Origin of the sequence: Duganella sp. 1411 (assembly GCF_017833525.1) — a bacterium.
Classification (GTDB): domain Bacteria; phylum Pseudomonadota; class Gammaproteobacteria; order Burkholderiales; family Burkholderiaceae_D; genus Rugamonas.
This window is the reverse complement of sequence record NZ_JAFICD010000001.1, coordinates 563,219-579,433: the sequence shown is the minus strand read 5'-3', so window position 1 is coordinate 579,433 and position 16,215 is coordinate 563,219. Positions and strand designations below refer to the sequence as shown.

10 protein-coding genes and 1 pseudogene are annotated in these 16,215 nt (G+C 65.8%); 5 read left to right on the top strand and 6 right to left on the bottom strand.

The genetic code is table 11. From position 1 onward, the window contains the following. Positions 1-18: 18 nt before the first annotated feature. Both JOD97_RS02280 and JOD97_RS02275 read left to right on the top strand, forming a co-directional pair. Positions 19-687, top strand: coding sequence for a winged helix-turn-helix domain-containing protein (locus JOD97_RS02280; RefSeq protein ID WP_209713000.1), 669 nt, complete (start codon positions 19-21; stop codon positions 685-687). A gap of 1 nt (position 688) precedes the next feature. Continuing rightward, on the top strand, positions 689-2,047 hold the full coding sequence (locus tag JOD97_RS02275; RefSeq protein WP_209712999.1) for an ATP-binding protein: 1,359 nt from the start codon (positions 689-691) through the stop codon (positions 2,045-2,047). A 31-nt stretch (positions 2,048-2,078) separates the two neighbouring features. Here JOD97_RS02275 and JOD97_RS02270 read toward each other — a convergent pair whose 3' ends face one another. The 4 genes and pseudogenes from JOD97_RS02270 to JOD97_RS32515 all read right to left on the bottom strand — a co-directional run. Beyond that, positions 2,079-4,319 (bottom strand): hypothetical protein, encoded by a 2,241-nt coding sequence (locus JOD97_RS02270; protein ID WP_209712998.1) that lies wholly within the window; start codon positions 4,317-4,319, stop codon positions 2,079-2,081. A gap of 871 nt (positions 4,320-5,190) precedes the next feature. Next, complete coding sequence (locus tag JOD97_RS02265) at positions 5,191-5,400, bottom strand: hypothetical protein (RefSeq protein ID WP_209712997.1); 210 nt, start codon at positions 5,398-5,400, stop codon at positions 5,191-5,193. Between the two features lie 188 nt (positions 5,401-5,588). Further along, complete coding sequence (locus tag JOD97_RS02260; RefSeq protein WP_209712996.1) at positions 5,589-5,918, bottom strand: hypothetical protein; 330 nt, start codon at positions 5,916-5,918, stop codon at positions 5,589-5,591. A 254-nt stretch (positions 5,919-6,172) separates the two neighbouring features. Then, positions 6,173-6,328: pseudogene (locus JOD97_RS32515) on the bottom strand (helix-turn-helix domain-containing protein); the annotation flags it as partial. A 64-nt stretch (positions 6,329-6,392) separates the two neighbouring features. Between JOD97_RS32515 and JOD97_RS32965 the strand changes: the two are divergent. Then, on the top strand, positions 6,393-6,518 hold the full coding sequence (locus tag JOD97_RS32965) for a hypothetical protein (protein WP_255584945.1): 126 nt from the start codon (positions 6,393-6,395) through the stop codon (positions 6,516-6,518). Between the two features lie 153 nt (positions 6,519-6,671). Next, complete coding sequence (locus tag JOD97_RS02250; RefSeq protein ID WP_209712994.1) at positions 6,672-8,021, top strand: triacylglycerol lipase; 1,350 nt, start codon at positions 6,672-6,674, stop codon at positions 8,019-8,021. A 13-nt stretch (positions 8,022-8,034) separates the two neighbouring features. Here the strand turns inward: JOD97_RS02250 and JOD97_RS02245 are convergent, their stop codons facing one another. Further along, positions 8,035-11,286, bottom strand: a complete 3,252-nt coding sequence (locus tag JOD97_RS02245; RefSeq protein ID WP_209712993.1) for a hypothetical protein — start codon at positions 11,284-11,286, stop codon at positions 8,035-8,037. Positions 11,287-11,660: 374 nt separating this feature from the next. On the opposite strand from JOD97_RS02245, the gene JOD97_RS02240 reads away from it, so the two are divergent. Then, positions 11,661-12,935: a sigma-54-dependent Fis family transcriptional regulator gene (locus JOD97_RS02240; RefSeq protein ID WP_209712992.1), complete on the top strand. Its 1,275-nt coding sequence runs from the start codon at positions 11,661-11,663 to the stop codon at positions 12,933-12,935. Positions 12,936-12,970: 35 nt separating this feature from the next. On the opposite strand, the gene JOD97_RS02235 is transcribed toward JOD97_RS02240, so the two are convergent. Further along, entirely contained in the window at positions 12,971-16,168 is a 3,198-nt protein-coding gene (locus JOD97_RS02235; RefSeq protein ID WP_209712991.1) for a DUF4157 domain-containing protein, read from the bottom strand. Between the last annotated feature and the right edge of the window lie 47 nt (positions 16,169-16,215).

The following is a 16,215-nucleotide window of genomic DNA, read 5'->3' as shown; positions in this document are numbered from 1 at the left end:
TCGTGGGATAATCGAAGCATGCACATTCTCCTTGCCGAAGACGATACGCTGCTGGGCGATGGCCTTCAGGCCGGCTTGCGCCAGCTTGGCTTTCAGGTCGACTGGGTATTGGACGGCGCCGCCGCCGCGCGCGAACTGCGGGTATCGCCGCCCTACGCGGCGGCGGTACTCGACCTTGGTCTGCCCTTGAAGGACGGCATGAGCGTCCTGGATGAGATTCGGCGGGCCGGCGTGACGGTGCCGGTGCTGGTGCTCACCGCGCGCGACGCCATCCCCGATCGTATCCGGGGACTCGATCTGGGCGCCGATGACTACGTCGTCAAACCGGTCGACCTGTATGAACTGGCCGCGCGCCTGCGTGCGCTGGTTCGACGCGCACACGGCCAGGTCCAGCCATGCCTGCGGGCGCAGGATGTCGAGCTCGAAGTCGCCGCCCGCCTGGTGCGCAAGAACGGGGCGCCGGTGCCGCTCTCAACCCGCGAATTCGACTTGCTGCAGGCGCTGATGCTCAACGCCGACAAAGTGCTTTCGCGAGAGCAGCTGGAACAATATTTGTACAGCTGGGGCAGGGAGGTCGACAGCAACGCGATCGAGGTCCACATCCACAATCTGCGGCGCAAACTGGGCGCGGCGCTGATCCAGACGGTGCGCGGCGTCGGCTACATGCTGTTGCGGGCGGCGCCCTAGCATGCGGCCCCATCCGCCCTCGCTGCAGGGACAGCTGATCCGGTCGGTGCTGGCCGTCGTCGGCTTGATATGGTCGGTTGCCGCCGGCGCCATCTGGTTCGACGCCCGGCACGAGCTCGATGAGCTACTCGACGCCCATCTCGCGCAAGCGGCGTCGCTGCTGTTGATCCAGAGATTCGGCGATTTCGACGGCGACGATATCGTGCCGCCGCCCGCTAGCGGGGAGCAATATGCTTCGAGGGTAATGTTCCAGGTCTACCAATCTGGCGCGCTGATGTTGAAATCGGCCGACGCGCCGTCGCGGCCCATGGTGGCCGGTGCGGCGCCCGCCGCGGCGTACACCACGGTGATGCTGGACGGGGTGCGCTGGCGCGCCTACAAGGCGCCGGACCGGACACGGGCGATGGAAGTCATCGTCGCCGAGCGGTTGGCGTCGCGCCAGGATATCTTGTGGGCGGTATTGCGCAGCAGCCTGTGGCCGCTGGCCGTGGCGTTGCCGCTGCTGGCGGCGGCGACCTGGTGGGTGGTGCGGCGGGGGACGGCACCGATCCGCGCACTGGGCCGGGCTGTGGTGTCGCGCCAGCCGCACGCGCTCGAAGCCATCGTCGTGCCGGAGATCACGCGGGAACTCCAGCCGCTGCTGCTGTCGATGAACGGCCTGTTCCAGCGGATCGCTCTCCTGCTCGATTCGGAGCGGCGGTTCACGGCCGATGCCGCCCATGAGCTGAGGACGCCGATCGCCGCCATCCGCATGCAGGCGCAGGTGGCCGCTGCCGCCGTGGACGCCGCTTCCCGACGGCACGCGCTCGACGCCACCATCAACGGCTGCGATCGCGCGACACGCCTGGTTGAGCAGTTGCTCACGCTGTCGCGGCTGGAAGTGAACGGCGTCGCGGATCAACGCCGCCTGGACTTGCGGGAACTGTTACGGCAGGTGGTGACCGAGCTGGCGCTCCAATCCGCGCTAAAACATCAAGAGCTGGGCTTGGACGCCGACACGGAATGTCCGGTCAGAGGCAACGAGATGCTGCTGACGGTGATGTTCCGCAATCTGATCGACAATGCGATTCGGTACAGCCCGCAGTCGGCGCGAATTGCCGTGAGGCTCAGGCGTGAACGTGACCATTTCGTAGTGAGCATTGACGACAGCGGTCCGGGGATGGGCAGCGCGGACCTGCCCAGGTTGGGCGAACGATTTTTCCGGGTGCCCGGAAACGGCGCGTGCGGCAGTGGCCTGGGTTGGTCCATTACGCGGCGCATCGCCGCGCCCCACGGGTTCGAGCTGCACGCCGAACCGTCCACGCGCCTCGGCGGCCTGGAAGTCAGGATAAGCGGCCCCCTGGAAAAAACCTCCATTTGAAGAGCCGCTCGCCGTGGACGATGAAACGGGCTTAGTTCGACGACGTGCCGTAGATGATGCCGCGGCCGCTGTTAGGCGCCACGTACACGGTGCCGAACGTCTTCGGATCGCCCACCACCAGGCTGAAGCCGCCCCATTGGTGGGCGTCGTCGTTGATACGCACCCAGCTGCCGCCGCTATTGGTCGAGCGGAACAAGCCCGTCACACCGCTCACCGTTCCGGCCAGGTAGATGGTCGGATAGGAAGCGCCGCTGGCCGCCTTGCCGAAGCCGACCGAGGTGGCCGCCGTCACCACGCCCGACGAAATCTGGCTCCAGCCCGAGCCGGAGCTGGTGCTGCGGTACAGGCCGGACGAACCGGCCATCCACACGTCGCCCTGGTTGCCGGTCACCGCCGTCGCCTTGCCCCACTGGGCCAGGCCGGAGGAGGCCGTGTACCAGTTCACGCCTTTGTTGGCGCTGGCGTAGAAGATGCCGGTGGCGGCGTCAAACGCATAGAACAGGTTGCCGTTAAGGCCGTCCGAGACGATCTGCCACGACTGGCTGACCGGCAGCCCGGTCGAGGTCCAGCTGGCGCCGTTGTTGGTCGAGTATGCCGGCGCCACGTCCTTCGGTCCCCAGACGATGGTGCCGCCATCGGCCGAGATCGCCACGGTGCCTTCACCCTTGGTCGAGCCGGCCTGGTTGGCGAACGGCGTCCAGCTGGTGCCGCCGTTGGTGGAGACGGCGCCGTACACCGACGAACCGGTGCCGACCCGCACGATCTTCGACGGCAGCGCCTTGGCGTAGTCGAGACCGGTGCCGTTGCCGCAGATCGGGTTGCTTACCATGCCGGCCGGCGGCGAGGCCGTCAGGCTGGTGTGGGTGAAGCCGCAGATGTCGCCCAGGCCGCTGATCAATGGCGCGCCGGAGCTCGGCGAGAGCAGCGCCAGGGTCGCGGTTTCCTCGACGCCGTTGGCGCCGATGGCCCAGTTGGTGGCCTGGCCGGCGTCGGCTGCCGTCAGGTTGTTGGTGGCCCAGATGGTCTGGCCGGTGGCGTAGAAGGCGTGGGCGGAGTTGAACGGATCGATCGCCACCTGTCCCCAGTTGCCGAAGCCCGCCGCCGCCGCGCCGAACTTCACCCATGGCGACAAGCTGGCGTCGCGCGTGGCCGTGGCGCCGACGTCGGTCCAGGTGCTACCGCCGTTGGTGCTGCGGAACATGGTGTCGGTCGGCCACCAGCGGTCCATCGTCATGACCACCAGCGCGCCCGACTGCTTGGTGTCGACCGCCAGGCCGCCGTAGCCGAACGAGTAGTTGTTCGGGTTGGGCGGCGTGATGTTCTGCCACGTGTTTTGGCCGACGCTGTACTTCCACACCTGGCCCGAGGTCATGCCGTTGGGGCCGATGGCGTTGCCGTAGGTGATGTAGAGGTTGCCGTCCTTGCCGATTTGTCCGTGGTTCGGGTATTGGCCGCTGGGCCCGCCCGCGACGGCCGACCAGTGGGCGCCGCCGTCGGTGCTCTTGTAGAGCGTGGTGCCGGACGAGGCGGCGCTGGCGGTCGAGACGCCGGCGAAGATCGTCGGCGTCGCGCTGCCGGCGTTGGCCGACGGCTGGTGGAAGGTGACGAAGGCCACGCCGGCGCCGCTGCCGTCGTTGCTCAGCGCCGTGAAGCCGCTCAGCCGGGTCCAGGTCTGGCCGCTGTTGACGCTTTTCCACAGGCCGTTGGTGGCGCCCTGGGCGGAATCGTTGAAGGTGCCGTACACCAGCACGGAGCCGAGGTTGGGGTCGACCTGCAGTTTCTCGCCGGTGTTGCGGCCGTCGACGTTGCCGCCGGTGCGGAAGCTGAGCGGATACGAGTTGAAGCTGGCACCCTGGTTGGACGACACCAGCACCGCCGCGTTGCCGTTCCAGTTCTGGGTGTACATGCCGGCAACCATATACAGCATGTTGGTGTTGCGGGGATCGACGGCGATCGTCTCGATGCCCATCTGGTGCCAGTTGGCCGAGGTGGTCCAGTCGTTGAGCGGCACCCAGGTGCTGGTGCCGCTGTTGTAACGGTAGGCGCCGCCGATGTCGGTGCGGGCGTAGAACAAGCCCTGTTGCGCCGGGTGGGCGACGATGCCGTCGACGTAGCCGCCGGCGACGATCTTCACATTGTTCCAGCTGTAGCTGGCGGCCCCGGCCGACGTGGCCGCCAGCCCTGCCAGCGCCAGCGCGGACGCGGCGACGAAGCGGCGCAGCGGTATCCTCGCGGTCCCCTTCGCGATCGAGCAAGCAATTTTATTTGTCATGTAGCGCTCCTCCATTATTGTTGGTGATAGGCGCGCCTGTCCGGACGGCGACGGGCGCGCATGGTCATTCCGGCCATTGGTGGCGGAATACGGGGCCCGGCGGCGACGCCGGGCAATCTGTTGACGGCTTAGTGAGTGAAAATTGGGGAGGGCGCGGGGCGGGGCGGGGATGCCGGTGCGGCGGATAGGAAGGCGCTTGCGCGTGCGCTAGAGGTTTTCATTACCGTGTCTCCTTGTCAGGTCCCGGGCTCGCCGATGGAACGCCTGGCTGCCCGGTGTATTGATCAATTCTGCGCGGCACACGATTGAGATGCAATTACGAAATCCGTTAATCGCCAAGTGAAATTGTATAAGCTTGGAGATCAAGTTGAACTCGGCGCCGCCGATGCCGTGATGCGCTCTCCAGCTTGGCCGTCGACTTTGACCTGGACTTCTTCGGGCGCGTCAGGTTGGTGTCGTAGGCGGCGCCGGGCCGGGACTGATTTACCTCGCCGGCGACGGCGCCGAGGCTGCGGCCCTGCATATCTCCGGGCACCGGTCTTCCGTTCCCGGCATGGCGCCACAGACGCCGCCCGGGCCGGCGTCACAAGCGCCGCCGGGGCCGGCGTACAACGGGCCGCCCGGCCCCGCGTAGCGCGGACCGCCGGGACCCGCATAGGCCGGACCACCCGGCCCGGCGTAGCAGGCGCCACCCGGAGCCGTCGAGCAGGAATTGCCACGCGCCACGGCGTCCGAATTCGCCTGCCAACTGGCGCAGCCGGAAACGGCGAGCGCCGACAGCAATAACATTGATGACATGAGAGTTTTCATTGAGCCTGCCTTTTGTTGAGTTGATAAACCAAACGTAAAACGTTTTCTTGCCATGGTGGCCTCATCCGGAGCGTTGGCTGCTATAGGCGGTGGGTCGGGAGGAATTACGTGTCGCCGTGGCGGTAAGATAATAAGACAGATTATCTTTTTTATCCGCCATAGTGCCAATGGCAAGCAAGCCATCACTGTCGGCGGAATGGCGAACGTTAAAACGCAGATCGCGTTGAGCTTTGGCCACCACCTTCTTCAATACGATGTCAGGCTTGGCCATGGCAATCGCGGTTACCAACAGTAGGAATCTTTTTTCCATTATCGAAAAATTATTTATTGAGCAATAAGTATCATCTGGCTATAAATAAATATCTGTAAAAGGTTGGGCGGCCATAAAAATAATCAAAAATGTGATTATTTTTATGGGAGCGGTCTTTTTGCAAGGCGCCGCCCCAGCGGGGCACCACCTTAGAAGTTTCCCTTCACCGTATTGCTCCGGTAGGAACCGCTCAAGCCCGCCACGCTGACCAAGGCGTAGATTTCGTCCTGGCCCCAGTCTTCGTTGAGCTGGGAGCCCGAAACAATCGCGGACAAGGTGAACCGTCCGTCCTGGCCGACCCGCTCCAGGCCGGTCCCGCCGATGCTGAACAGCCTATCGTCGAACCATGGATCTTCGCCGCGTATTCGGGCGCCAACGCTCTTGTTGGCGGACTGATAGAAACCTTCGCCGTTGACGACGACGAGATAGTTACCAGGCTGATTCTCGGCTGGACTAATAAACAGGGATACGCTGGGCATGATGTTCTCCTTGCGATGGACGTCTGGATGGAGCCGGCAAGCGCTTTCCGCGGCGATGGCGCGCCCCTGTGCGGGCATGAAACATCCGGCTAACTGTCCCGTTCGCGCGCCAGTCACCATCGGACTCTAGCGCGCCCGACATGGGGGACCTTGACAATCCGCAGGGGGAGGGGCGGCATCGCCGGCACCACGCACGTCGGCAGCAAGCGCACGCCACCGGGGCAATGCACTACCTGCGCGGGCGGGTTCGGGGGCTATCGCGCGGGCGCGCGCAGCGCCTTGACGTCACGCATCGGCGAGCGGCCGAAGAAGCGGCTGTATTCCCGATTGAACTGGCTCGCGCTTTCGTAGCCCACTTCAAACGCGGCGCTGGCGGCGTCCAATCCCTCGGCGAGCATCAGCCGGCGCGCCGGGGCGTGGCTGCCGGAATGGCTGGTGCGCGAACGGCTGCGCAGCGGCGCGCTGGTCGGCGTCATGGACGACCAGCCCGGCGCGACCATGGACTGCCACGCGCTGTGGCCGGCCGCGCCCCACATGTCGCTGCGCCTGCGGCTGGCGGTGGACGCGCTGGTGGAACAACTGCCGGCGCTGCAGCGCTGAAAATTGAGCGATGTGACAAAGTGCGCATTTGTCCTCAATCCCACAGGATATAGTTTCCGTTCACTTGGCCCCTGCGGACGGCACGCCGTGTCTGCCGATACAGCGCTGGCCACAAGCGCCGGTTCACGCACAACTTGAAGGGATCTGGTTTACATGGAAGGTATCAATCATGCGACAAATGCTGTTTACATGGCTGCCGGAGGCATCATCGCTTTGCTGGGGTTGACGGTCGTCCTCGGCCAAGTGCTCGGGCTGCCAGGGGTTTTTCTTTTTTTACGAAATCATCGGTCTGCCGTGGGCTTTGTTATGGGGAATTTTTTTGGTAATCTTTTGTATCTGTGCCGCGGCGGCGGGAGGTTGCGGCAGGAATGCATCGTCCTGCATGAATCAGCAAGCGCAAAGCACTGCGTGGTGATCGTGCCCGGCACCTGGAGCACCATCGGCTACGATTGGAAGCGTTGGAATCACCACCTGACGTTACTGTCCCAGAAGAATTTTTACGTGGTCGGCGTGCGCTGGTCGGCAGCCAACAGCGAATCGGGGAGGGCGGCGGCGGCGGCGTCGCTCAAGCAATGGATGGAAGCGAATGCGGCCCGGTTCGATACCTATTCGTTGATCGGACATTCTTATGGAGGCCTGGTCGCGGCGCTGGCGGCAAGCGATCCCAAGGTGACCGGGGTGGTGACGATCGCCACGCCATTTATCAGCACCGAGCAGTTGAGCAACGAGCACGTCGCCGGCAGCGCGCTGGCGGTATTTTCCCGGGCGATTTGGCTCGCCACGCTGTCGCTTCCGGTCAATCGCGCCGGGCACGCGAGCGCACGGTTTGTCACCGTATTTGCCATTTATTTGTTTTGGGTTTTTGCGCGGCTGATCTGGGCCGACCGTGCGAAGCCCACGTGGGCTCCCGCCATTCCGTTAGCGGTGGGGCAGAAACTGACGAGTTTTCAGGTGAAGGCAGACTCCATTGTCGACCAGCTCCACGATGCCGCTCAAAGCGACCTCCTACAACCACAGACAGCACCGGCGTTTTTAAAGCAATCGTGCCTGACGCGGCAAGCATTCTCTCGCTGGTTCGGGGCCTTTTTTGTATTTTGCCTGATCGCTGACATGGCGGCGGAGAGGTGGTTTCCAAACCTGACGCCCGATGTGGTCCAACGAGCGCTAGCGGGAGCCGTACTGTATGTTCTGTTCGTCGGCGTGTTGGGCGCGTTGGCGGTTTGGCTCAAGCCGCTGCGTGAACTACGGGATCTCTCGATCGCGGTGGTCCGGCTGGTCAGCTGGGACGCCATCACCCTCGATAATCGACGCTATATCATTTCGCGGCTCGCTGGTTTGAACGGATATGAGCGCTGGATACGCCACATCGAGATCAGTGAAGCGCCCCCCGGCGCCACGCTGATATGGACCACGCTCGCATCGAACGCAAAAGATGTGCAAGCCCATACGACGTCGGTGGAAGACCATGGAGTCGCCGTTCAGGTCGCCGCTGTTCTGCCTTGATGCCGGCGTTGCGCTAAGCGCGGGCCTGCCAAACCAGGTACAGACTGCCAATGCGGTGCTCGCCTCGTTGGTACGCATCGAATGACGCCTGCACCTCTTGCGCCGGGCGCAACCATTTCTCTTCCTCATCGAGGACCAGGCGGCCACGGTGCGTCCCGCCTTGAGCGAGGTAGCGCGTCTGGATATTTTGGTCCACCGGGTCGAGATTCGACAACAGGTGCTGTGATGTATTGGGCGGGAATGCCAGCGCCGCGCATCCACTATCGCGCGCGATGCACGTCGCGGCCGCAAAAAAAGCGTCGACGATCGAGCTCACATCATAGGTCGCCATCGCGTCGCTGGTCGGGTTGATCGCACGGATCACCAGCACCGGCCGGGATGGGTGGATCTGTGGCAGGATCTCCCGGTACAACAACGCCATGCCCTGGAAACTGCGGTGCGGCGGGTCGAACACGACCAGATGGGCGTGCCGGGCCTCTTGCCACATCTGCACATTATCGGCAGTGCACAGCTTCGCGGCTTCCTTCGCAAAAAACGCCGCCGGATGTTTTGTCACCATGGCGTTGACTGTGGTGCTGCCACCGTCATTCTTGTCGTTGCCGAACTTGGCAAGCTCACGCCCCGACCACTCAAGGAAGCGCGCGCCGACGGACTGGGCCGTTTGCTCAAGCAGCCGATACAGCGCGGCCGAGGGATCGACGTCGCTGTGCGCGCCCAGTCTGTCGGCCAACATCAACGCCGAAGGAGTCGAAAGCGATCCGCAGAACGCCATGCCGCAGGCCAGCAGCGCATCGGACAGGCCGACACCGAAGAATGTTTGCATGCGCAGTATTTGCTCATACCCGCTTTCGTCCCGAACGGATGGCAACAGCGGAACCGCTTTTAACCATGCGGCGGCGGCGGGATCATTTGCCGCCACGGCGAGCAGCACGCCCAGCCGTGGCACCAGATCCCGCAGATCAGGCGTAGCGTCGGCCGGCGCGGCCTGCAGACCGTCGCAGGCCAGCGCCATATCCGTCTGGCACCGTTCGCGGAACCGCGCCGCCCACTGGGCGGCTTCGACCACGGCCTCCAACCCTGCGCGGTCGAGCTCCCCCCGCAGCGTCCGGGCGGCGCGGCACCAGGTCATCGCGTAACTATCCGCCGTTCCCCATCCGGCGATGTCGGTTTGATGACCGATCAGTTCTTGCCAACGACTTTGCACCGTCGCCGGCGCGGTCCGGTAAATCAATGCCACCGCTTCGGTCTCGAGCTGCGTCAGTGTTGGCGCCACCGGTCCCCGGCCCATGACTAGCTCGTCGAGCAACGGCGCCAGCTGCGCCAGTTGCCGACTCGACGCATCCGCGCCATCCCACACAGTGGCGGAGATACTTGGCAAAAGGATACCCGAGGTCGCCTGCAACATGGCCGGCAGTGCCTGCAGCAGTGTCGCATGGGCCGCTTCGGTGGCCGCTTGCTCCGCCGTCGCGTAGTCGCGCAGCGCTTCCTCGGTCCCCATGAAGGGGCGCTGGCCTAGCAAGCCAGTCACACGCGCCCGCACGACATCGTCGATGCACTGCCGATTGGATTCCCAAAAATTGAATGACTGCCGCGTGACGGCTTCCCCAAACAGAAGTCTATCGATAGGATCGAGCGAGGCTCCCCACCATCGTACCGACTTGATGCCGAACGCGCGGTAGAACCAATCGGTGAGCTTTTTGCGGGTGCGCAGGCCGCGTTCCTCGACCAGATACCGCAACAACTCCTCACTCAGAAATCCGACCCTTGCAACCTGCAGCAGTTGCCGTACGGTGCGCAGATTTAACGCGCCGGCAAGATATTCATACGCATCGATATACTGGGCGTTGCCGGCGTACTCGACCCACTCGAGCACATCCTCGATTGCCGCTGGCGTGGCCAGCGCTTTCGTCAACGCCAGCAAGCGCGCCAGCCTCGCTGGCGCAACTGCGGAGTAGCAGGGCTGAAAGCGCAACACGTCGCCCGCGCGGCCGAAGCCATACTGATCCAACACCCGGAGAAACGCCGCAAGGTCGGTGGACTTGCCGATGTATGCGCTGGCTTGCGCGATCTCCGCGAAGCCCAGTGAATGGGGAGGGGAGGCCAGAAGCGCCAGCGCCGTCGCCGGCGCCTGGGGATCGTGCGCGGCGCCGACGTCCAGCATCAGCTGCTGGCACAGGGCCAGCTCGGCGGCGCCGGCGCCGAGCGCGGTCAAGGCCCGCCCGAATTCGACTGCTACCGGTTTATGGGACTCGAGCAGAGGTTTGAACCGGATGATCGTCGCGGCGTCGCGTACCCCGAGCCCATCAAGCAGCGTGATCCAACGCTCGGCGGCCACACTGGACAGGCTGATGCCCAGGCCCTCAAGTAGCAGCCCGTGGTCTCGAATGCCGCGATGCTCGAGCAGGGCCAGGGTCCGGGCCAGTATTTCAGGTTTCAGATAATGATGCGGGAGCGTCCACAGCGCCTCCACGATGCGTTGCCGCTCGACGCCGTATTGCCGCAGGACGCCGATGATATGTCCAATACGCCGCTCATCCCAGCGGCTGGACGAATCGCGGCGACGCGACAGGTCCACCCACTCCCGCTCGGCCAAGCCGGTGATGGCGCCTTGGCGCACCAGTATCCAGAACAGCGGGGCGTTATCCGCATGCGGCCGCTTTGGAATCCACGCCAGCATCGACTGCGGATCATCGAGTCCAAGATGGTGGGCCGCGCGGATCCAGTCCAGATGCGTGTGGGAGAAGCCCTCCATGATCTTCTCCGATGGAAATTTCCCCCAGCGCATCAAACCATAATCCAGCGCCCGATCGTAATGGCCGATACGGTTTCGCGCCCAGCGTTCCGGTAGCCGCGCGCTGAAGATGACAGCGCGCCCTTCGAACGTGCGCGCCCTGCGCAGCCACGGAACGGCGCGCCGCATCAGTGTGTGCGTCGGCAGGAGCAGCCACATCAATGTCCTCAGCCAGCGTTCGCGTCGCGACAATTCCAACGTAAATGCCGGATCAAGACCAAGCGCGCGGTGGATGTGCCTGGAGGGGTAGCGCCCGGACTCGAGCCAGCCAGCCGCGCGGAAAACCAAGTGGTGGCGGAACGCGCGGAGCTGCCCGCGCAGCAGGCCGAAGCGCGATACCTCGTCATCGGCGCCAAGTCGCCGCCGCCAGTCATCGCGGCACTGCTCGATGATCTCGGCCCGAAACTCCCGATAGGATAGCTCCCGGCCTGGCGGCACGCCAACGTGGTACTGGTCGAAATCTTCGTCACGCATAGGCTGTTAATTATGTTTGCTCGCCGTCGGCGCAGGTTATGGCAATTATAAGATTTAGTTCACAAAGCCGAACAGGATTTCCTTCACCACCCGAGGGTCGCGCTGCAAAACCCAGCCTATGGGCACGCTGCGGAGCACATGATTTTGCTTACGGGCAAGCGGCAAGGAATGCCGGTGGATTCAGGCGCCGTTGTATTTTTTCTGTCGTTGAAAATTGTCGTATTTTTAATGTAATTAAGGAGCTAAGATGAGCACCTACGCATCCTGGCGGGGTGGGAGGTTGAATGGAACCGGTCGAGTGCAGGGTAATCGCCGCACCAGCGCATCTGCAGTGGCTGCAGGATTGGTCTTCCCGAGTCTATCCTGGGGTGTCGTTGCGCCCATGCAGCGCGCATCAGGCGTCGCCGGCCGCCGTCGACGTCTGCGATGTGACGCTGATGCTGGTGGGGCGGGACACCTTGGCCTGGGCCCGGCAGCAATTGCTGGTCGGCCGCCAGGGCGACAGCCCGATCGTCGCCGTCACGCGCGGCCTGACGGGATCGATGATTCAAGGCCTGTTGGCGCTCGGGGCCAGCGATTTCATGGCGAGCGAACATGGCGGCGAGGAGCTGGCGACACGCCTGTGGCGCCTGCGCGAACAACACCGTCACCGGCTGGCGGCATCGTGCCGGTCGGCCGGTTCCCCTTTGCATCCCTTGCTTTCCAAGCTGGTCGGCAACAGCCTGAACTTCGTCCGCCAACTCGAGCGCATCCCGACCCTGGCGGCGAGCGACGCGGGCGTGCTGATCCTGGGGGAGACGGGCACGGGCAAGGAGTTGTGCGCGCAGGCAATCCACTATCTGAGCAAGCGCGCGGCCCACCCGTGGGTGGCGGTCAATTGCGGCGCGCTGCCCTCCGAGCTGGTGGAGGCGGAGCTGTTCGGCCATGCGCGCGGGGCCTACACCAGCGCGCATCAGGAGCGCAGCGGCCTGGCGGCCGAAGCCGAGGGCGGCACCTTCTTCCTCGACGAGGTCGACAGTATGCCGCTGAGCACCCAGGCCAAGCTGTTGCGCTTCCTGCAAGAAAAGGAATACCGCCCGGTCGGCAGCACGAAAACGAAGCGCGCCGACGTGCGCGTGCTGGCGGCCAGCAACGGCGATATCGGCGCGCTGGTCCAGCAGGGACGCTTCCGGCGCGACCTGTATTACCGCCTGAACATTCTTTCCGTCTGCTTGCCGCCGTTGCGCGAGCGCATGGACGACCTGCAATTGCTCAGCCATCACTTCCTCAAGCGCTTTGCCGCCGAATTCCGGCGCGAGGTGAGCGGGCTGTCGCCGGCCGCGCTGGCACGGCTGGCGGCCTATTCCTGGCCCGGCAATGTGCGCGAGCTGGAGCACACGCTTGAGCGCGCCGTGCTGCTGTGCCGGGGCGAGACCATCGAGGAAGGCGACCTCGATCTTCCGGAAGCGCCGGATGCCTGCGCCTGCCTGGAGTTCCGCCGCGCCAAGGCCCAGGCCGTGCAATCCTTCGAGCGGATGTATATCGAGCGCATGCTGTTGCTCTGCCAAGGCAACATCACCCACGCGGCGCAGGCGAGCGGCAAGGACAGGCGGGCGTTCTGGCAGTTGGTGCGCAAACACGGCATCGACGCCGCGCGCTACCGGGCATAGCGCGCCGGGGGCATGGTCCCGGCAAACGGGCGGCGCTATGGCGCTGCGGGCGGCGGCGCGGGCACGGCCGGATTGGCGTAGTCGCCGACCCGGGCCGCCGCGACGGGCTCGATATCGTCCGCATTGACCCAGAACTGCCGCAGCTCGCCGAGCGCGGCCGTCTGCTGCCCGGGCATTTCAGGATGGCGGTAGTAGCGGGTCTCGCCGAAGCGTGTATTGTCCGGGTCCGGACCCGCCACGAAGCTTTCGAGGCGCCCCTCCGGCGGCTGCCGCTGCGTGATCGGGCGGCCGCCTTCGCGCACCTCGTCCAGCACCTCGTCGATCGGCCGTTTCACCGCGTAGACGCTGAGCACGGTGCCACGCCGGGCATCGGCATTGGCCGGCTCGACCAGCACACGGTCGGCGTAGTTGCCGCGCACGAACCAGTTCCATGCGCCGCCGCCGACCCGGCGGCCCACCGGCCTGACCCAGGGATCGTCGCCCAGCAGTTGCTGGTCGGACAGGATCGGCTGGGCGCCGCTCGCCGAGCGGAACAACGGCGTCGCGCTGCCCGACTTGAGGCGGAAGATATTGCCCTGTTCGCCGGCCGGAAGGCCGCGTACCTTCGCCCGCATCTCGTCGTCGAGCTGGCCGAGGGTGCGGTCGCGGATCGCAAGCAGGGTGTCGGTAATGTCGTAGTAGCGCCGGCCCGCGCGGTCCTCGCGATTGACGAAGGCGCGGTAACGGCGCGGCGCGCGGCGTTCTTCCGGGCTGGGGAATTGCGGCATCTGGGGCTCTTCAATGATGGTGCCGAGGGTCTTCGCCAGGTCGAGGAACAGCAGGTAGTCGCGGTAGCTGCCGATCATCGTCGGCAGCGTCGCCTTGAACGCGGCGACGTCGATGTCGATGACATAGCCATAGCTCGGCGAGCCGAACACGGCGGTGTCGGGCTGGCTGCCGCGTGGCAGCTGGGCTCGGTCGTTCTGGCTCCACACGCCGAAGCTGGGATTGCCGCCGAAGCGGATCCAGAAGTTCGTTTCGGCCACGCCCAACGCGATATTGCGCCGCTGCTGCTGTAGCGCCTGGCCGATCGGCCCCAGGATCTCATTGGCGACGACGAGCAGGCCGATCCCGGCGGCGGCCACACGCGTGGGGCCGCTGTAGCTCGATCCACCGCCGCCCGGACCGGCGGGAGGGCGGGTTTGCGCGACCTGGGGCAGGTGCTCGAAGGGGATCGGTTCGACCTCGGTGCGCACCCGGCCATCGGCGTCGATCGGGAGCACGCGCCCGCCCGCGACCACGCGATACCACTCGCCGCCTTCCAGCACGCCGGCAATCGGCTGGCGGGTGCGCATATCGCCGACCGCCCAGTAGGCGCTGTAACCGATGACGACCAGCTCGCCCTCGCGCACCGGTTCGCTGGGGGTCGGTGCGATCGTGCGGCCGCCGATCACGATATCGCTGCCGCTGAAGTTGATGATGTTGGGCGGCACGATGCCACCACCGGGGGGCGTGAATGGGATAGCCTGCGGGCCGCCCGCCGCGCCAGCGCCCAATGCCGGCAGGGCCGGCGCGGGTCCGCCCGCCGCGCCCGCGCCCAATGCGGGCAGCGTGGGCACCGGCTGCGAGGCTGGCTGGGAAGCGCCTGCCGTCGTGGTCGCGGGCAGGGCCGGCTGGACCGGCTGCGGCATCGCCGCCGCCGGCGCCTGTGGCATGACGGCGGGCGCGCCGAGCCGCGGCACCGACAGCGGCGCCGCCGGCAGCAGGCGCACCCGGGTCGACTCGCCTTCGATCGACGCCCGGTAAAGCTGGCCCTGGATCAGCGCCGTGCCGTTGTTTTCGCTCAACAACCGATTCACCACGCGGGGGTCCTGCAGCTGGGCGAGGCTCTCGAGCGGCGCCGCGACCAGTTGCCGTGCCCGTGCCTGGGCCAGCAGCTGGCGCGCCTGCTGCATCTGGATGATCTGCTGCGCCACCAGCCGGGTCAGGTACTGGATTTCCTCCGGGCTCTGCGCCAGTTCGCGCCGCTCGACCGGCGCCGCGACGCCGTGGCCGGAGCGCTCGGTCGTGAAGCTGGCGCCGCGTGGCGCGATCAGCAACCGCGGCGCGCGCGCCAGGCCGACCACCTCGCGCACCGTGTCCGACAGGCGGAAGGTGCGCGCCACGCCGGGCAGCAGGATCTCGATCTCGTCGCCCGCATGCAGCTCGATCCAGCGGTGGATCTGCTCCTGCCCCTGCACGCCGCCTTGCTCGCCGGACTTGATCTCGGCCACCCTGAACACCTGCAGCCCGCCGGGGCGGATGGCCGCCACCAGGCCGTCGGAGAACAGCACCGGGTCGCTCGGCGTGCCGTCGCTGCGCAGTACGCGGGCGCGCACGCCGAGGAACAGCTGCGCGTCGGGCGCATCGCGCCGGGCCTCCTGGAGCGCCTGGTCCAGTATCGGCCGCGCCAGCACCTCGGCCACATTACCCTGCAGGATATTGAAATGGCCGGCGTTGACCTGGTTGTTCTGGATCGGCGTGTCGAGCATGTTCGACAGGCGGTCGGTCAGCGCCTGCGGTTGGGCGGACAGCGTGCCCATGTCTTGTGCCGCCCGGCCCGGGTCATAACCGCTCGGAGCGACCGCCTGGCCGACATCGACCGGCGGCGCGGCTTCGCCGCTGAGCTGGCCGCGCGCATAATCGGGCCCCAGCAACTGCTCCAACCGCTCGCGCGGCGCGCCGCTGGTCTGGCGCAGCGCCCACAGGCGTGGCGCGAGCGGGTCTTTTTCACTGCGGACGTACCGCCGGTAGGCGGCGTCCAGCGCGGCGTCGGTGAAGCCGGGCGGGGTGGTGCGGATCAGCGAGTCGAGCGTGGCGGGCGTCGGGCCGGCGCCGGCCGCCGATGGATTGGGAGTGCGCCGCAGTTGGGCGCCGGGGCCTTGCTGGGTGTGGGCCAGTTCATGCGCGAGCAGCTTGCGGCCGGCGACGGTGTGCGGCTGGTAGCGGTCCTGGGCAAAATGGATGTGCCCGCGCTGGGTGAAGGCGTGCGCGTGCAGGTCGCGCGCCATCCCGGCCGAGACGGGATCGGTGAACACCCGCACCGACGACAGGTCGGTGCCGAAAAAGCCTTCATACTCGCGGCGGGTGGCGGCTGGCAGTCGAACGCCGCCAGCCTGGGGCGGCGCCGACGCTGCCGTTTCGGTCGGGGACAACGCACGCTGGACCTGTAAATTGCCGGCCTGGCGCATGCCGGCCGCGCGCTCGGGCGCCATGACCGGCGAAGGCGATGCGCTTGCTCCCGGGGGATGCTGGGGATACT